Origin of the sequence: Rhodospira trueperi (assembly GCF_900101965.1) — a bacterium.
GTDB lineage: Bacteria > Pseudomonadota > Alphaproteobacteria > Rhodospirillales > Rhodospirillaceae > Rhodospira > Rhodospira trueperi.
Genome location: NZ_FNAP01000007.1, coordinates 72,959 through 89,158, shown reverse-complemented (window position 1 = coordinate 89,158; position 16,200 = coordinate 72,959). Strand labels below are relative to the sequence as shown.

At 67.7% G+C, this 16,200-nt stretch carries 12 protein-coding genes; 6 read left to right on the top strand and 6 right to left on the bottom strand.

The features are described from left to right. The first annotated feature begins 1 nt into the window (after position 1). Positions 2 to 826 carry an endonuclease/exonuclease/phosphatase family protein gene (locus BLS85_RS10565; protein WP_176793605.1) on the top strand — a complete coding sequence of 275 codons (825 nt, stop codon included), beginning with the start codon at positions 2 to 4 and terminating at the stop codon, positions 824 to 826. A gap of 11 nt (positions 827 to 837) precedes the next feature. Here the strand turns inward: BLS85_RS10565 and BLS85_RS10560 are convergent, their stop codons facing one another. Then, the gene (locus BLS85_RS10560) at positions 838 to 1,251 is read right to left on the bottom strand and encodes a universal stress protein (RefSeq protein WP_176793603.1); all 414 of its coding nucleotides are present in this window, start codon (positions 1,249 to 1,251) and stop codon (positions 838 to 840) included. Positions 1,252 to 1,323: 72 nt separating this feature from the next. Continuing rightward, entirely contained in the window at positions 1,324 to 1,716 is a 393-nt protein-coding gene (locus tag BLS85_RS10555) for a DUF2267 domain-containing protein (RefSeq protein WP_218128379.1), read from the bottom strand. A gap of 274 nt (positions 1,717 to 1,990) precedes the next feature. Here BLS85_RS10555 and BLS85_RS10550 point away from each other — a divergent pair, with 274 nt between their 5' ends. Continuing rightward, positions 1,991 to 3,952 carry an SLC13 family permease gene (locus BLS85_RS10550; RefSeq protein ID WP_092786037.1) on the top strand — a complete coding sequence of 654 codons (1,962 nt, stop codon included), beginning with the start codon at positions 1,991 to 1,993 and terminating at the stop codon, positions 3,950 to 3,952. Positions 3,953 to 4,067: 115 nt separating this feature from the next. Here BLS85_RS10550 and BLS85_RS10545 read toward each other — a convergent pair whose 3' ends face one another. From BLS85_RS10545 to BLS85_RS10530, 4 genes are all read right to left on the bottom strand, one after another. Next, on the bottom strand, positions 4,068 to 5,747 hold the full coding sequence (locus BLS85_RS10545; protein WP_092786035.1) for a glycine/sarcosine N-methyltransferase: 1,680 nt from the start codon (positions 5,745 to 5,747) through the stop codon (positions 4,068 to 4,070). A 21-nt stretch (positions 5,748 to 5,768) separates the two neighbouring features. Next, positions 5,769 to 6,947 (bottom strand): methionine adenosyltransferase, encoded by a 1,179-nt coding sequence (metK, locus tag BLS85_RS10540; protein ID WP_143027159.1) that lies wholly within the window; start codon positions 6,945 to 6,947, stop codon positions 5,769 to 5,771. Between the two features lie 514 nt (positions 6,948 to 7,461). Beyond that, positions 7,462 to 8,205 (bottom strand): response regulator transcription factor, encoded by a 744-nt coding sequence (locus BLS85_RS10535; protein WP_218128377.1) that lies wholly within the window; start codon positions 8,203 to 8,205, stop codon positions 7,462 to 7,464. After that, entirely contained in the window at positions 8,202 to 10,622 is a 2,421-nt protein-coding gene (locus BLS85_RS10530; protein ID WP_176793601.1) for an ATP-binding protein, read from the bottom strand. The genes BLS85_RS10535 and BLS85_RS10530 overlap by 4 nt, the downstream gene beginning before the upstream one ends. Positions 10,623 to 10,879: 257 nt before the next feature. Between BLS85_RS10530 and BLS85_RS10525 the strand changes: the two genes are divergently transcribed. The 4 genes from BLS85_RS10525 to BLS85_RS10510 all read left to right on the top strand — a co-directional run bounded on the left by BLS85_RS10525 (position 10,880) and on the right by BLS85_RS10510 (position 16,196). Further along, the gene (locus BLS85_RS10525) at positions 10,880 to 13,615 is read left to right on the top strand and encodes a molybdopterin-dependent oxidoreductase (protein ID WP_092786029.1); all 2,736 of its coding nucleotides are present in this window, start codon (positions 10,880 to 10,882) and stop codon (positions 13,613 to 13,615) included. Between the two features lie 62 nt (positions 13,616 to 13,677). Further along, positions 13,678 to 14,658: a 4Fe-4S dicluster domain-containing protein gene (locus BLS85_RS10520; RefSeq protein ID WP_092786027.1), complete on the top strand. Its 981-nt coding sequence runs from the start codon at positions 13,678 to 13,680 to the stop codon at positions 14,656 to 14,658. Positions 14,659 to 14,661: 3 nt separating this feature from the next. After that, positions 14,662 to 15,408, top strand: a complete 747-nt coding sequence (locus BLS85_RS10515; RefSeq protein ID WP_092786025.1) for a molecular chaperone TorD family protein — start codon at positions 14,662 to 14,664, stop codon at positions 15,406 to 15,408. Next, complete coding sequence (locus tag BLS85_RS10510) at positions 15,405 to 16,196, top strand: ethylbenzene dehydrogenase-related protein (protein ID WP_092786023.1); 792 nt, start codon at positions 15,405 to 15,407, stop codon at positions 16,194 to 16,196. Before BLS85_RS10515 ends, BLS85_RS10510 begins: the two co-directional genes overlap by 4 nt. Positions 16,197 to 16,200 lie beyond the last annotated feature (4 nt).

The following is a 16,200-nucleotide window of genomic DNA, read 5'->3' as shown; positions in this document are numbered from 1 at the left end:
GATGCCAACCTTGTCCTCGTCCCCGGATACGCTGACCATCGCGACGTACAACGTTCATACCTGCGTCGGGCTCGACCGCCGGCGCGACGTCGGGCGGGTGGCGCGCGTGCTGCGGGGGCTGGACGCCGATATCATCGGGCTTCAGGAGGTGCTCGGCCCCGGCGGCGCCGACCTGGAGGACTTGACGGTCCTGCCGGTGCTGCCTGACAGCGATCCGTCGGAGGTGGACCAACTGGCCACGTTCGCCGACGCGTTGGGCTGCGAGGCGCGCGCCGGCGCCAATCTGATGCGGGCCGGACGGCGCTACGGCAATGCCCTGCTCAGCCGCCACCCCATCGTCGCCGCGCGCCGCTTCAGCCTCGCCCGCGACGGACGCGAGCCGCGCGGGGCCATCGACGCCCTGATCCAGGCGCCGCGGGGCTGTCTGCGCGTGGTAGTGACCCACTTCGGGCTTTCAGGCCCGGAGAGGGCCTGGCAGGCCGAACGGCTGGCGAGCCTTTTGGGAACGCCCTGGGAGGTGGAGATCAAGGCAGCCCCGCGCGCGACCGTCGTCCTCGGCGATTTCAATGACATGTGGCCGCCGTCGCCCACCTATCGGCCGTTGATTGATCGGCTGGGTGGGCGTCCGCCCTGGCGGCGGACGTGGCCAGCCCCGCTTCCCCTGCTGCCGCTGGACAAGGTCTGGCCCGGCCCGGGCGCGCGCCTAGTCTCGGCCCGGGCGTGGCGCGGTTGGCCGGCCCGTGTGGCCTCGGATCACCTGCCCCTGATCGCCCGCCTCGCCATGGATAGCGGCGGCGCGGGCAATCACGATCCGGCGGTCGGCTGACCGAACGGGGCCTACCGCACCACGAACACCGACACGTCGCTGTGGCGTACAAAGGCCCCGGCGTGCGAACCGAAAATGGAATCGTGGAAGCGGGGAATGTGGGACGCCATCACCACCAGATCCGCCCCCAGTTCCTGACTGCGCTTGCGCAGAACGCGGTCCAGATCGGTGGCCGGGTCGTGGCTGATGATGGGATCCGCTTGCATGCGCGCACCCGTCCGCACGGCGTACTCCTGAACGAACGCGGTGAGTTCATCGACGAACTCCTCCGGGTTGCGGGCAACGTCGGTGGGCTGCGCCGTGGTGATCGCGACCACGCTCACCGGGACGCCATAATACTGGCCGAGATCGCCGGCCTGGGTCATGGCCTTACGCAGGGTTTCACCGTGGGCCAGATCGACGGGAACCATGATGCGGGAATACATGCTGGCCTCCTTTGACATCGAGGGGACGGGAACGACGGGAGCCGCCGTCAGTGGCGGGTCGTCTCGGCCTCCTCAATGCGCGCGCGGACCTGATTCGGCATCTCCGCGAGCATGTGGTCGATTTCCGTGTCGTTGAGCCGTTTTTTCAGCCACCAGGGCCTCCTCACCGTCGATCTTTGGAACATCCGCCAAGCGGTCGCCGAGGGACTCCAGGACCGTATCCAGGGACCGTTCCCGGGTGGGGATGACGGCCAGCTTCCAACCCTCGAAGTCGATGCCCCGGATCAGGGTCGGGAGTTGACCTCCGACGTGCGCGGCCTGATCCACGGTGACACGGTCGCGCACCTGATGCAGCACCACACGCAGGGCGCCATAGGCTTGGCCCTGTGCGCCGATGCCGGGGGTTTCGGCCAACGTGTTCAGCCATATGTTGGCTTCATGATAGGCGTGATCAATACGCGTCACGGTGATTGTGGCCTCCCGTTCCGCAAGGTGATGCTGTGCGGTCGCCCTTTCAACGGAGATCTCGGAAGGGAACGCTTGGCACAGCCGCCGGGTTCCAGAAGGATTTGCCACGACCAATTCCGTCAGACGCGCCGGTTCCCGCTCGCCCACCCGGGTGCGCCTGCGGGGCGATTTATGGTGGACAACCGGGGGTGATCGCGGCCATGAAGCCGTTCAACAGGGCACCGCGCCGGCGCCACGGCGCGGCCCCGGCCCATCACCCGGAGAGGTTCTCGTGGCCCCTGAGATCGTGACGGTCCTGGCCATTCTGGCCGCCACCATCGCCCTGTTCGTCAGCGACCGCATTCGCCTGGATGTGGTGGCCGTGCTGGCGGTTCTGGCGCTGGCCCTGACCGGGCTGGTCACGCCCCAGCAGGCGGTCGCCGGCTTCGGCGCCACCGTCGTGGTGCTGATCGCCGGTCTGTTCGTGGTCGGCGAGGGCCTGTTCCGCACCGGGGTTGCCTTCCGGGTCGGCGACTGGCTGGTGGACACCGCCGGCACGGGCGAGGTGCGCCTTCTCGTGCTGTTGATGGCCGTTGTCGCGGGCCTGTCGGCGGTCATGAGTTCGACCGGCGCGGTCGCCATCTTCATCCCGGTCGCCCTGCGGCTGGCGGTCAAGGCCGGCCTCGCCCCCGGGCGCCTGATGATGCCCTTGTCGCTGGCCTCGCTGATCGGCGGCATGCTGACCCTGATCGGCACGCCGCCGAACCTGGTCGTGTCCACCCAGTTGCAGCGGGCGGGGCATGAGCCGTTCGGCTTTTTCGACTTCACGGCGCCGGGTCTGATCGTGCTCGCGGTCGGCATGGTTTACATGCTCACGGTGGGCCGAAGGCTGCTGCCCGGTGGAACCGCGCCAGCGCCCCGGCGCGCCGGCGAGCGCCGCACCCTCGCCGCCCTGGCCGAGCACTACGGCATTGCCGGCAAGCTGGTCCGGATGCGCCTGACCCCGGGCTCACCGCTGATCGAGCAGACGGTGGCCGAGGCCGCGCTGCGGACCGGACACGGGATCACCGTGCTGGGCTTCGAGTCCACCGGGCGGTTTGGCGACACTGCGACGCCGGCCCTGGCGCAGAGCCGGTTTCGGCCGGGACAGGTGCTGTTCGCCGTCCATAGCGCCGAGACCACGGCCGAACTGATCCCGACCGCCGCCGCCCTGGGTCTGGAGGTGTTGCCGATGGAGGATCGGCATCACCGGGTGATGGCCCGGGAACTGGGCATCGCCGACGTTTTGTTGACGCCCGAGAGCAGCCTGATCGGCAAGACGTTGAAGGACACCCGCTTTCGTCACCGCCACGGCCTGGGCGTGCTGGCCGTCCAGCACAAGGGACGCACCGTCCCCGGCAACTTCGCCACCCGGCCGCTGCGTTTCGGCGACGCCCTGTTGGTGGGCGGCGGCTGGAAGGAGATCGCCGCCCTGCGCGAGGCTCGCCATGATTTCCTCGTCCTGCGCCTGCCGGAGGAACTGGACGAGGTGGCCGAGGCTCCGGAAAAGGCGCCCCATGCCCTGATCGTGACCCTGCTGATGCTGGGGCTGATCACGGTCGAGATCGTGCCCACCGTGATCGCCGTGCTGGGCGCGGCCGCCGCCATGGTGTTGACCGGGGCGGTCTCTGGCTCCGGCCTGTACCGGGCTGTGAACTGGCAGAGTCTGGTCCTGATCGCCGGCATGCTGCCGATGGCCACCGCCCTGGAAAACACGGGCGCCATGGACATGATCGTCACCGGTTTGGTCGACAGCCTGGGCGCGGTGGGACCGACCGCGTTGCTGGCCGGGCTGGTTGTGCTGACCTCCGTCTTCAGTCAGGTCATCAGCAACACGGCGACCACGGTCCTGGTCGCCCCCATGGCCATCGGCGCGGCCGAAACCCTGGGCATCTCCCCCTATCCACTGTTGATGGGCGTGGCCATCGCGGCCTCCACGGCGTTCTCGACCCCGGTCGCGTCGCCGGTGAACACCCTCGTGCTCGGCCCGGGCGCCTATCGGTTCAAGGATTTCGTCAAGGTTGGGGTGCCGCTCCAGGGGCTGGTGATCGCCCTGACGGTCGCGGTGGTGCCGCTCCTGTTCCCGTGGGGGGGGGGGGGGGGGGGGGGGGGGGGGGGGGGGGGGGGGGGGGGGGGGGGGGGCGGGGGGGGGGGGGGGGGGGGGGGGGGGGGGGGGGGGGGACGCAAGGTCCAGCGTCGGTCGTACGGTTTCTGATGAGACCGTTCGCACCTGGAGGGCGGCTGCCGAAAGACAGCCGCCCCCAAGCCAAGGGGCGGACCCGCCCGCGCGAGTCCGCCCCGTCCGCGATGGGCCGCGCGCGGAGGGTCGATTACCGCTCCGGCTTGCGGAAGTGCAGAATGCCCCAAACGAGGTGCCCGGCCTCGCCGGCCTTCACCCAGTTGTCCAGGCCGACCAGCATGCGGTCGAGATAGCCCCGGCTGCACACCTTGGTCAGTTCGCTGTAGCGCTCGCGCAGCACCTCGGCGACCCGGCCGTAGTGACGCGGCAGGTGCTCGGTGAGTTCGGTGATCGACACCGTCTCGAAGCCGACGCGGTCGGCCGCTTCCGTGTAGAAGCCGATGGAGCCCAGGTTCTCCAGGTGAATGCGGTCATAGACCGGCTGGAGCACGCCCTCGGCGACATCGTCGATCTCCATCGGGTCGGTGAAGATCAGGTGGCCGCCGGGCTTGAGAACCCGGAACGCCTCCTCCAGCACGAGTTCACGATCACCGGCGTGCAGGATGGCGTCCTGCGACCAGACGGCATCGAACCGGGCGTCCGGTTCCGGCACGTCCTCGAAGCTGCCGTGAACGACGGTGATTTTGTCGGCCAAACCCTGCTCATCATTCAGCTGGCGGTTCTTCTCGTTCTGGATTTCCGAGATGTTGAGGCAGTGCACGCGGCAGCCCCGCGTGGCGGCGAGCCGGCGGGCGGCACCCCCGTAGCCCGCGCCCAGATCGAGCACCCGACTGTCCGCGTCAAGCTCCACCTGTTCCGCCATGGTATCGACGGTGCGGCGGCTGGCATCCTTGATCTGTTCGCCGGCCTTGTCGGTGTACAGGCCGATGTGAATGTCCTCACCACCCCAGATGTGGTAGTAGAAGTTGTCGGCATCACCGCTGTCGTAATAGGTCTCGGCGACGGAGGCGATCTTTTTCAGGTCACGCTCACCGCGCTCCGCGTCGTGAGTCTTCTCGGCAACGTGAATGAAGAAGTCCGGCTCTTCCTCCTGATAGGTTTCCTGGAAATCGCCGAACGTGCGGACATGCTGGAAACCGGCCTCGCTGAGCAAGCGCCGCATGTAGTTCTTGCGCAGCGGGAACATGTTGAGCTGGTACTCGGACTTGTCCGGGAAGGCATAGCGAAAACGAGCCAAACCTTCGTCCACGTACTCCGGTTCGGCCGTCACCTTGTCTCCGCAATAATAGTACTTGTGCTTCGTCGAATACCCGTTGTCCAGGATGGCGTCGTAGTTGCGCTGGTCCAGAATCAGCATGCCGTCGTGCTTCAGGGCCGCATAGAATTCCGCCAGCGCCCGGCGCCGGTCGCATTCCTTGTGCAGGTGGGTGAAGCTGTTGCCCAGGCAGATAATGGCGTCGAACTTGCCGTGCAGATCCCGGTTCAGGAACCGCCAGTCCGCGTGGCAGGTGCGCAGGATCATATGGCGGTTCTTGGCGTTCTCGAACGCCTTGGCCAGCATGGCAGCGGAGCCGTCCACCGAGGTGACGTCGAAGCCGGCCCGCATCAACTGGACGGAGTGGAAGCCGGTGCCGCAAGCCACGTCGAGGATCTTGGTCTTGCCCCGGGCCTTCAGCACGTCGATGAAGAAGCGGCCCTCGCTTTCGGCGCGGGCGTCCCAGTCGATCAGTTCGTCCCACTTCTCGACGAACGTCTGGACGTATTCGCCCCGGTACAGGTCACTGTCGCGCGCGGAGATGGGATCGTCGCCGTGATCCTGGTCGCGGGCAAGTAGGTCGCTGTTGCGGTCCTGGAAGTCGATGTTTTCCATGATGCAATCCTTCTGTTCGGCCTATGCGGCGGCGGTTTTGAGGCCCGCGTCGGCGGCCAGCGCGTCCGCGCGGTCGGTCTTTTCCCACGGCACGTCGGGACGACCGAAGTGGCCGTTCGAGGCGGTCGGGCGATAGATCGGACGCAGCAGGTCCAGCATGGCGATGATGCCCTTCGGCCGCAGATCGAAGTGGTCGCGGACCAGCGCCTCGATCCGCGCCTCCGGGATGGCGCCGGTGCCGAAGGTATCGACCCTGACCGATACCGGCCGGGCGACGCCGATGGCGTAGGCGAGTTGGACCTCGCAGCGCTCGGCCAACCCGGCCGCGACGATCGTCTTGGCGACGTAGCGGGCGGCGTAGGCCGCGGATCGGTCCACTTTCGACGGATCCTTGCCGGAGAAGGCGCCCCCGCCGTGCCGGCCCATGCCGCCATAGGTATCGACGATGATCTTGCGTCCGGTCAGGCCGCAGTCCCCCACCGGGCCGCCGATGACGAAGCGGCCGGTCGGATTGATGTGGTAGGTGGTGTCCGCGGTCAGCATGTCGGCCGGAAGGCACGGTTTGACGATCTCCTCGATCACCGCCTCGCGCAGCGTGTCGTGGGTGACGTCCTCGTCGTGCTGGGTGGACAGAACCACCGCGTCGATGCCGACCGGCCGATCGTTCTCGTAACGCACGGAGACCTGACTCTTCACGTCCGGACGCAACCAAGGCAGGGCGCCAGCCCGGCGCACCTCGGCCTGCCGCGCCGTCATGCGGTGGGCAAGCTGGATCGGCAGCGGCATCAGGTCTTCGGTTTCGCGGCAGGCGAAGCCGAACATCAGGCCCTGGTCGCCCGCGCCCTGATCCAGGTCGAGGCCCGCGCCCTCATTGACGCCCTGGGCGATATCGGGGGACTGCTTGTCGAGCGCGACGAGAACGGCGCACGAGCGCCCATCGTAGCCGTATCGGGGATCGTCGTAGCCGACGTCGAGAATCGTGTCCCGCGCCACCTGGGCGTAATCGACATGGGCCGTGGTGGTGATTTCCCCCGACAGAATGCACATGCCGGTATTCACCATGGTCTCGCAGGCCACACGGGCATGCGCATCCCGGGCCAGGATGGCATCAAGGACGGCGTCGGAAATGTTGTCGGCCAGTTTATCCGGATGACCGGCACCGACCGATTCGGAGGTGAAGATGTAGGACTCAGTCACGATGCTCGTTCTCCATGGCGGGCCGGGGGCGCGCGCCGACGACCGACTGTCCGTCGGTCGGGCGGGGGCGGCCCCCTGACACAGTGGTCCGTCGGTCGCGAGCCTCGGAACGTTCGGATGCGCGGACGGGTGGCCCGGCTCCGGCAGCAGATCATCAGTGCTGTTGTTCCATGCGCGCCGCTGTGACTGCGGCGCGCGGCAAGGTCATGAAACCCACGCCGAAGATGCGTGGAGCCGGTTTGGTTGGCCCCCGCGGGGTTTGATGGGGCACAGTTCAAGGGGCCGGTTGCCGGCCCCGCAGCCTCCATCGACATCCGTACGCTACACGAGAAGGGGAATCTGTTCCACCCGATGGCCCCTATTTTTCTGGGAATTCCATAAGAATGTCATTCTTTTGCGCGCGGCATTATCCCTAAAATTGCGAAATGCCGCTCTTCAACATCAAAAATATATGCCATGTTGACGAAGGACGATGCCCCCGCCCCGAAGACGGCCGACTCCGTCTCCTCCACCGGGATCACGGGTGGGCCGGGGCGATGGTCAGCAGGTATCCCGCCCGGTGAACCGTGACAATCTCCGCCACGTCCTGGGGAATGCGTTTCCTGAGGCGGGCGATCAGCACGTCCACGGTGCGGTCGCCGGGGCTCCAGTCGCGACCGCAGGCGGCCTGGGTCAGGTCGTCGCGCGTCAGGACCTCGCCCTCGTTCTCCAGCAGAACGAGCAGCAAGCGAGCCTCGGCGGGCGGCAGGAAGACGGTCGCGCCGTCGATGCTCAGCCGGCGCGACACGGGCAGGAACGACAGCCGTCCCCGCGTGATCGGCTGCGAGCGGTCACTGGCGCGCTGACGGGCGCGGTCCATCAGCATGAAGCGGATGCGGCTGCTCAGGTCCGCCGGGCTGAACGGCTTGGTGACGTACTCGGTCGCCCCCAGGCCCAAGCCCAGGATGCGGTCCTGAGTGTCGCCCATCCGCGACAGCACGATCACCGGACAGTCGGAGGACCGCCGGATGGACTGGATCAGCAGCAGCCCGTCGCTGTCCGGCAGGCGACGGTCGAGCACAATCAGGTCGAACGTGCGGCGCTCCAGGTGCGTTTCGGCCTCGCGGGCCGACGCGGCGATGTGCTGGCAGGCGCCGGCGCGTCGGACGACATCGCCCAGGGCGATCTGCACCACCGGGTCGTCCTCGACGCACAGCACATCCCCGAGATCGCCGGGCATCGCCTCGGGCGCGGACGCGGGAGGCGTGCGGGCGGTGCTCACGGTCCCTCCACGACGGCCGCGATGGCGGCCCACGACGGACTGTTCACCGGGTCCCGGTCCAGAGCCCCGATCAGGTCGGCCATATCCCCGGCGCCAGCGCCGGCCCGGCAGCGGTGTTCCAGATCGCGCAGCGGTTCTTCGAGGTCGCGCAGGCCCAGCAGGGCGGAACTGCCCGCCAGACGGTGGGCCAGATCGGCGATGGTTCCGGGCGGCGGCGGGTCGTCTCCGGACAGGCGGGAGAGGGTCGCGCGAAAGTCCCGCCATTGTGTCCGGAAGGCCTGCGCCATGGCGCGGATGCTGTCGGGCGACAGTTCCTCAAGCGCGGATCGATCAGCCGCACGGTCGGCCAGACCGGCCGCAGCCGCGTCGGCGCCGAACAGGGCCTGCCCCAGCGTGGCCCGGTCGGCGGGCTTAGCCACCACAGCGTCGAACAAGGCGTGAACCTCCCGCGCACCGTTGACGACCTCGACGTTGGCGGTCAGGGCAACGATGCGCGCGTCCGCCACGGCACCGCGCTCGCGCAGGGCGCGGACCAGGGCCGAGCCGTTCCCGTCGGGCAGCACGTAGTCTACGACCATGGCGTCATAGTCCCCGGCCTCGACGGCGGCCAGGGCGGCGGCCACGCTGTCGGCATGATCGACAACGAAGCCCAGGTGCTCCAGGTTGCGGGTGGTGATGACGGTGCAGTTCCAGTCGTCGTCCACGAGCAGGCAGCGCTGGCCCTCCGTCCAGGCGACCGGCACCGCGCGGGGCAGCGAATCGGACAGGGCGTCGTCGGCGCCGTCCGTCCCGCAGGGCAACTCGAACCAGACCAGGGTGCCGCCGTCGCTGGTCTCGGCGCCAATGCGGCCATCCATCGCCCTGACAAGGCGATTGCAGATGGCCAGCCCCAGGCCGGCGCCGCCCGCGCCGGTGTAGCGGGCACTGGTCTTGTCGAAGGGCTGGATCAGGGCCTTGGCGTCCTCCTCGGGGAGCCCTGGGCCGTGGTCGGAGACCTCGAATCGAACCGCGCCGGCACCGTCGGGGCCGACCGAAGCGGATACGCGGACGCCGACACCGCGCCCGTCGTCGAAGCGAATGGCGTTGTGAACGAGGTTGGAGAGCACCTGACGCGTCATGGCCCAGTCGAGGTACAGGCACGCGGGCACGTCATCACCGATCTCCACCGACAGGCGAGTCGCCTGCCCGGCCCGGACGGGCACGACGACGCGCCGGAACGCCGCCAGCGCGGCGGCAATGTCGGTGGGCACGACGCGCGGCACCGGCGGCCCGTCCTCCAGCTTGGAGTAGTCGAGCACGGCGTTCAGGGTCTGCAACAGGGTCTGCCCGGCGCCCTCGATCACGTCCAGGTAGGTACGGCGGGTGCTCGGTTCGGCCGTGCGCAGCAGGTCGACGGCACCGAGCACGGCATGAAGGGGGGTGCGGATCTCGTGACTCATGGTGGCCAGAAAGCGCGACATCTGGCGTTCCGCCCGCTGCGCGTCCTCAGCGGCGCGGCGGTGGGCGGTGATGTCGTTCAGCAGCAGCACATGGCCCAGCGTGGTCCGCTCCAGCGCGTCGTGCAGAGGCCGGATGCGGACGTCGAAGCAGCGCGGCCCCTCCACGGTTTCCAGCCAGACGCTCCGTTCCCCCTCTCCCGCGGAGTCGACCAGGGGGGCGAGCATCGTCTCCAGCACGGACTTCCGCTGCTGCATGTGGCGCAGATAGGTGATGTCGCCGGCGTCCGCCTCGCCCAGGAACAACTCGGCGGCGGCCTGGTTGGCGTTGACCAGGGTGCGGGCGCGGTCGAACAGGAAGGCGGGTGAGCGCAGACTCTCGAAGATGGCGAGGTAGCGGTCCTTTTCGAGCGCCAGCGTCCGGGTGCGGGTCTGGAGTTCGATCAGCCGCTCGCCCTTGCCGGCGACGGCCCAGTCGGCGACGACGCTCAGTTCGGCGCCGTCGAAGAAATCGCGCACGCGGCCGATGACGGCGGCGCGGGTCCGCTCCGCGCCCGGCATGTCCGCCAGAACCCCGCAATAGACGTTCCGGAAGTGCTTCAGCAGGCCCAGGAACATCTGCACGGTGATCCCGCGCGAGCGATGGCGGCGGGCGACCTCGCGCAACCGGGCGAAGCGCGGGTCCAGGCCGTGGTCCACGGGGGCGCCGAGAGCCTCGCCGTCGGTCCTGGCGTGGTCATGGGTCACGGCGGCGCACAGGCTTTCCGACAGGGTCAGCACCGCCTCCACCCACGCCGCGCGGATGGTGGTGGCGAGGGGCGCATAGCCGTAGGTCTTGGCGATGGCGAGGGACCGGTCCACCAGATCCTCCTGGCGGTCGTCCAGGAACCGACCCAGGGTGTCGGCGCGAACGACGTCAGGACCGCTGGCGCCGCGCGGGTTCTCGATCACCTGCTCTGGTGCCTGGGGTTGGTCCATCATGGTCATGCCGGCCGAGAACGGCCGTCCCTCCCGTGATTATTGGCGGGATCGTTGCTGTCCCGGTTCCCGATTACACCAGCCCATGCCCGAACGCCAAGCCCGCGCGTTGCTGCGTTTACTTCTCATTTACAGACAGTAACAACTTCGCAGCCTTTAAAGGCCGCATCTTCGCTATGGTCCCTCCCCAAAATCAGGCATCGGCGGGCCGCGCCCGAACGGTGCCCGGGACACGGGCCCGAGACATGGGGAGGACACACATGCAACGCATCGGGCGACGCGATTTCCTGAAGGGCGGAACCCTGGTCGGCGCCGGGGTCTTGGTCGGCAACCAGGCCTGGGCGCTGAACCGGCTGGAGCCGATCGACGATACCCTCAACGAGGAGTACCCGTATCGCGGCTGGGAAGACCTATATCGGCGCGAGTTCACCTGGGACAAGATCGGCAAGGCGGCCCACTGCATCAACTGCGAGGGCAACTGCGCCTTCAACGTCTTCGTCAAGGACGGCATCGTGCTGCGTGAAGAGCAGCTCGGCCAGTATCCGCAGATCAACCCGACCGTACCGGACGCCAACCCGCGCGGCTGCCAGAAGGGGTCCATCCACTCGGCGGCGATGTACGAGGGCGACCGCCTGCGCTACCCGCTCAAGCGCGTCGGCGCGCGCGGCGAAGGCAAGTGGCAGCGGCTGTCCTGGGACGAGATCACCGAGGAAATCGCCGACAAGATCATCGACATCTTTGTCGAGCACGGCCCCGGCAAGCTGATGACCCACACCGGGTCGGGCAACCTGTCCATGGTGCGGTTCGCCGCGCCCTATCGGTTCGCCTCGCTGGTCGGCGGCGTGCAGCTCGACATCTTCACCGACGTCGGTGATTTGAACACCGGCGCCCATCTGGCCTACGGCAATCCGCTGGAGAGCTTCACGTCGGATGCGTGGTTCGACGCCGACTACATCATGATGTCGCTGATCAACCCGAACGCCACGCGTATCCCCGACGCCCATTTCATCTGGGAGGCCAAGTACAACGGCGCCCGCGTCGTCTCGGTGGCGCCGGACTACAACCCGTCGTCCATCCACGCCGACCTGTGGCTGCCCATCCACCAGGGCAGCGACCCGTTCCTGGCCATGTCCTTCGTGAACGTCATCATCACGGAGGGCCTGACCAAACCGGACTTCATAAAGGAGCAGACCGACCTGCCGGCGCTGGTGCGCGTGGACACCGGAACGCTGCTGCGCGAGGCGGACCTGAAAGAGGGCGGGTCCGATCAGGTGTTCTATCACTGGGACCTGAACAGCGGCGCCGCCGTGCCCATGCGCGGGTCCATGGGGTCGGAGGACAAGACCCTTGCCCTCGATGGCGTGGACCCGGCGCTTGAGGGGACGTTCGAGGTCGAGGGGATCACGGTCACCACGGTGTTCGAGAACGTCCGCGCCGAGGCGGCCCGCTTCGCGCCTGAGGTCACGGAGGCCGAAACCGGCATCAGTGCCGCCCTGGTGCGCGAAGAGGCGCGCCGCTTCGCCGGCGCCCGCAAGGCGGTGCTGATGCACGGCTTCAACATCGGCCGCTACTCCAACGGCATCTACACCAGTTGGGCGCAGTCGCTGATGCTGGCCTTGACCGGCCACGGCGGACGCACCGGCGGAATCGATACCTCGTGGATCGCGTGGAACCAGCCCAAGTGGCTGGAACTGGCGTTGTTCGGCTTCCAGAAGCTGCCGCGCCTGGAACCCGGCGGGCTGGGCGAGTTCCAGCGCGGCCACATGATGGAACACGCCCGCAAGCACTTTGACAACGACAAGCTCAAGGAGCGGGTGGGCTTCGATCTCGACGACCTCCAGGAGATGATCGACGAGAGCATCGGTCAGGGCTGGATGCCGTATCACGGCGACATGAAGGGCCTGATCTCCATCGCCGACAACAAGTTCCGCCGCAACAAGTTCGCCGACAAGTACCGCGAGCGCATCCTCAAGGAGGTTGAGGCGCTGTTCGTGGACATCAACGTGCGCATGGACTCCACCGCGCAATGGGCGGACTACCTGCTGCCGGCGGCCAGCCACTACGAGGCCTGGGATCTGCGCACAGTGGGCTTCCACCGCTTCATGAATGTCTTCTCGCGGCCGGTCGACCCGATCGGTGAGGCCAAGCCGGACTGGGACATCATGGCCCTCCTGACCCGTAAGATTCAGGACCGGGCCATCAAGCGCGGCGTGGCCGGCTTCCAGGATGGGGAGGTCTCCCGCGACCTGCACACCATCCACGACGACTACACCCTGGGCGGTCAGCTCATGACCGATTACGACGCCACCAGATGGCTGGTGGAGAACAGCCCCGAACTGGGCGGCGTCACCCTGGAAGAGGGCGTGGAGCGTGGCTTCTTCGTGATGACGGCCGAGGGCGGCGCCAACCAGCCGATCCCGGAGGATGAGCCCTACAACCCGTTCGTCGCCCAGACCGAAGGCAAAAAGCCCTACGAGACCCTGACCGGGCGCATGACCTTCTTCTGCGACCACCCCAGCTTCGTGCGCCTGGGGGCCACCGTGCCGACGGCGCGCCACCATGCCGGCCGCGCGGCGTCAAGCTATCCGCTGTCGTTCTACTCGCCGCACACCCGCTGGGGCATTCACTCCAACTGGCGGTCGAACAAGTGGATGATGCGCCTGCAACGGGGTGAGCCGAACATCTACATCAACCCGACCCTGGCCGCCGCCCGGGGCATCGCCGACGGCGCCAAGGTGCGCGTGTTCAACGGCACCGGCGAGTTCTTCGCCCAGGCCAAGTTCTATCCCAGCCTGCCGGAGACCTCGCTGATGATGGAACACGGCTGGGAACCGCACCAGTACGAGCAGGCAAAGCCCATGAACAACGCCATGGCGACGCTGTTGCAGCCGCTGGAACTGGCCGGCGGCTGGGGTCACCTGGGCTTCAAGCTGTTCAAGTGGAACGCGAACCAACTCGCGCACGAAAGCAGCGTCGACGTCGAACCGGTGGCGTAGCCGGTCCGCGCTCGCCCCCACAATAACCCAGACGCCCAGGGCATCCAGGGAGGACCCAACGCATGGCCGTGAAACGCCAGATCAGCATGGTGCTGGACCTGAACAAGTGCATCGGCTGCCATACCTGCTCGTCCGGTTGCAAAATGCAATGGACCAACCGGAACGGCCGCGAATACATGTACTGGAACAATGTCGAGACCAAACCCGGGACCGGGTATCCCCGGAATTTCGCCGATATGGGCGGCGGGTTCGACAGCAACGGCAAGCTGAAGATTGGCAAGGAACCCGGAGCCGAGGACTACGGGATTCCCTGGGACTACAACTACGAGGAAGCGCTGATGAACGGCGTGGATCCGTGGCTGCGTCCCAACGTCAAGCCCACCTGGGGAGCGAACTGGGACGAGGACCAGGGCGAGGGCGAGTACCCGAATACGCACTATTTCTACCTGCCCCGCCTCTGTAATCACTGCGAGAACCCGGCATGTCTCGCGGCCTGTTCGCGCAACGCCATCTACAAGCGGCAGGAGGACGGCATCGTCCTGGTGGACCAGAAGCGATGTCGGGGATATCGATACTGCGTCAGCGCCTGTCCTTACAAGAAGGTGTACTTCAACGAACAGACGAGCATGTCCGAGAAGTGCATCTTTTGTTTCCCGCGTATCGAAAAGGGGCTGCCCACCGCCTGCGCCAGCCAGTGTTCCGGTCGCATCCGCTTCATCGGCTATCGCGACGACGAGGCCGGCCCCATCCACATCCTCGTGGACAAATACAAGGTGGCGCTGCCGCTGTATCCCGACCGGGGCACGCGGCCCAACGTGTTCTATGTGCCGCCGCTGTCGCCGCCGAAGATCGGCCCCGACGGCAAGCCCACGGGCGAGGACCGAATTCCCCTCGCCTACCTCGAAAAGCTGTTCGGCCCTGGTGTCTCGGAGGCGCTGGGGACGCTGGCGGCCGAGCGCCGCAAGAAGGCCGAGAGCGGCGCCAGCGAGCTGATGGAAACCCTGATCGGGTATCGCCGCGCCGACATGTTCAAGGTGGGATGAGCCATGTCGATCCTGACAACCGATCCGCCCGCCGTCGCGGACAGCCCGTCGCGGGCGCGGGCCTGGGAAACGCTGTGGCGCCTGTCGGCGCTGGCGCTGGCCCATCCGGTGCCGGAATTCCATGCCGCGCTGGCCTCCGGCGCGTACCGGGAGGCGCTGGACGTCGCCTGGGCGCGCGCCACCGACGGCGACGCGCCGCCGGCTGCCGGAGAGACGGGCGATTTCACCGCGTTCGAGGCCGGCTACATCAGCGCCTTCCTGCACGGCCGCAACGGCCGCCCCGTGGCCTCGCTGATGGCGGGCGATCACGAAGGGGTGCTGGGTGGCCTGTCCCGTCCGGTGTTCATGCTGAACCTGAGCGCGTTCTACCGGCACTTCGGGTTGCAGGCCGCGACCGGAGACGAGGGGCGGCGCGACGAGCCCGATCATGTGGCCAGCCTGATGGAGTTCATGGCCGTGCTCTGCCACCTGGAGGCCGGCGCCCTGGAGCGGGGCGGTGATCCCGCGCCGCCCCGGCGGGCGCAACGCGATGTGCTGGGCCGGTTCCTGGGGCCGACGCTGGCGACGGTCGCCGCCCAGTTGCGCGAACACCCCGGCCACGACCTCGACCCGACGCTGGCGGCGCTGATCCCGGCGCTGGCATCCGTATCCCGCCGCCGCGTCGCCGACCTGGAAGGCATGGTCGGTTCCTTCCGCGACCCGGAGACCGCACCCCCCCGCACCTCCGGTGACACAGGAGAGTCCGGATGAAACACACTGCCTGCACGCTGGGCGCCCTGACCCTGCTGGCCGTCGGGCCGGCACTGGCCCCAGCTCCAGCCATTGCCGCAGATGACGTCACCATCGCCGAACCCAACGTCATCCGGGTGCTGCCCTACGAGACAATTCCCGTGGGGCGCATCCCCGACGACGTGTATCTGCGCTCGACCAACGATCCCGATGACGTCATCTGGGAGCGCCTGCCCGAGTACCGGGTCCATGTCGCGCCCGCGCCCGTCGTCCATGAGTCGGTCGGTCTGCGGATCAACTACGCGGACGAGGGTCAGGCCCTGTACTTCACCCCGGCCCGCACGTCCGACCGCTTCTATGTCCGTCTGCGCTGGCGTGACGACACGCACGACACCGTCACCCTGCGGGATCGCTTCCGGGACGGCGTCGCGGTCCAGTTCTCGCTGGGCGATGACACGACCTCGTACATCATGGGCAACGGCCCGGATGAGCCGGTGAACATCTGGTACTGGCGCGCCGACACCGACGCGTTCGAGAATCTGGCCGCCGGCGGCGCGCGCAGCCTGACCAGATTGGAAGAACAGCCGGTCACCGGTGAGTCACAGTACGTGGAGAACAGCGACGATCCGAACGAATGGACCGTCGTCCTGTCGCGGCCGCTGGAGCCGAACGGCCCCCATCAGGTGACGTTCGACACGGGCGGGTCGGTGCCCGTCGCCTTCGCCGTCTGGCAAGGCAGCGACGCCGAGCGCGATGGCCTGAAGAACGTCTCGACCGGGTGGATCTTGCTCGATCTGGGCGCGGACTGAGCCG

Bases quoted from the DNA above. Each gene is read 5' to 3' on its own strand.
- BLS85_RS10565 (WP_176793605.1), top strand. From the start codon at position 2: ATGCCAACCTTGTCCTCGTCCCCGGATACGCTGACCATCGCGACGTAC.
- BLS85_RS10560 (WP_176793603.1), bottom strand. From the start codon at position 1,251: ATGTATTCCCGCATCATGGTTCCCGTCGATCTGGCCCACGGTGAAACC.
- BLS85_RS10545 (WP_092786035.1), bottom strand. From the start codon at position 5,747: ATGGAAAACATCGACTTCCAGGACCGCAACAGCGACCTACTTGCCCGC.
- BLS85_RS10530 (WP_176793601.1), bottom strand. From the start codon at position 10,622: ATGATGGACCAACCCCAGGCACCAGAGCAGGTGATCGAGAACCCGCGC.
- BLS85_RS10525 (WP_092786029.1), top strand. From the start codon at position 10,880: ATGCAACGCATCGGGCGACGCGATTTCCTGAAGGGCGGAACCCTGGTC.
- BLS85_RS10520 (WP_092786027.1), top strand. From the start codon at position 13,678: ATGGCCGTGAAACGCCAGATCAGCATGGTGCTGGACCTGAACAAGTGC.
- BLS85_RS10515 (WP_092786025.1), top strand. From the start codon at position 14,662: ATGTCGATCCTGACAACCGATCCGCCCGCCGTCGCGGACAGCCCGTCG.
- BLS85_RS10510 (WP_092786023.1), top strand. From the start codon at position 15,405: ATGAAACACACTGCCTGCACGCTGGGCGCCCTGACCCTGCTGGCCGTC.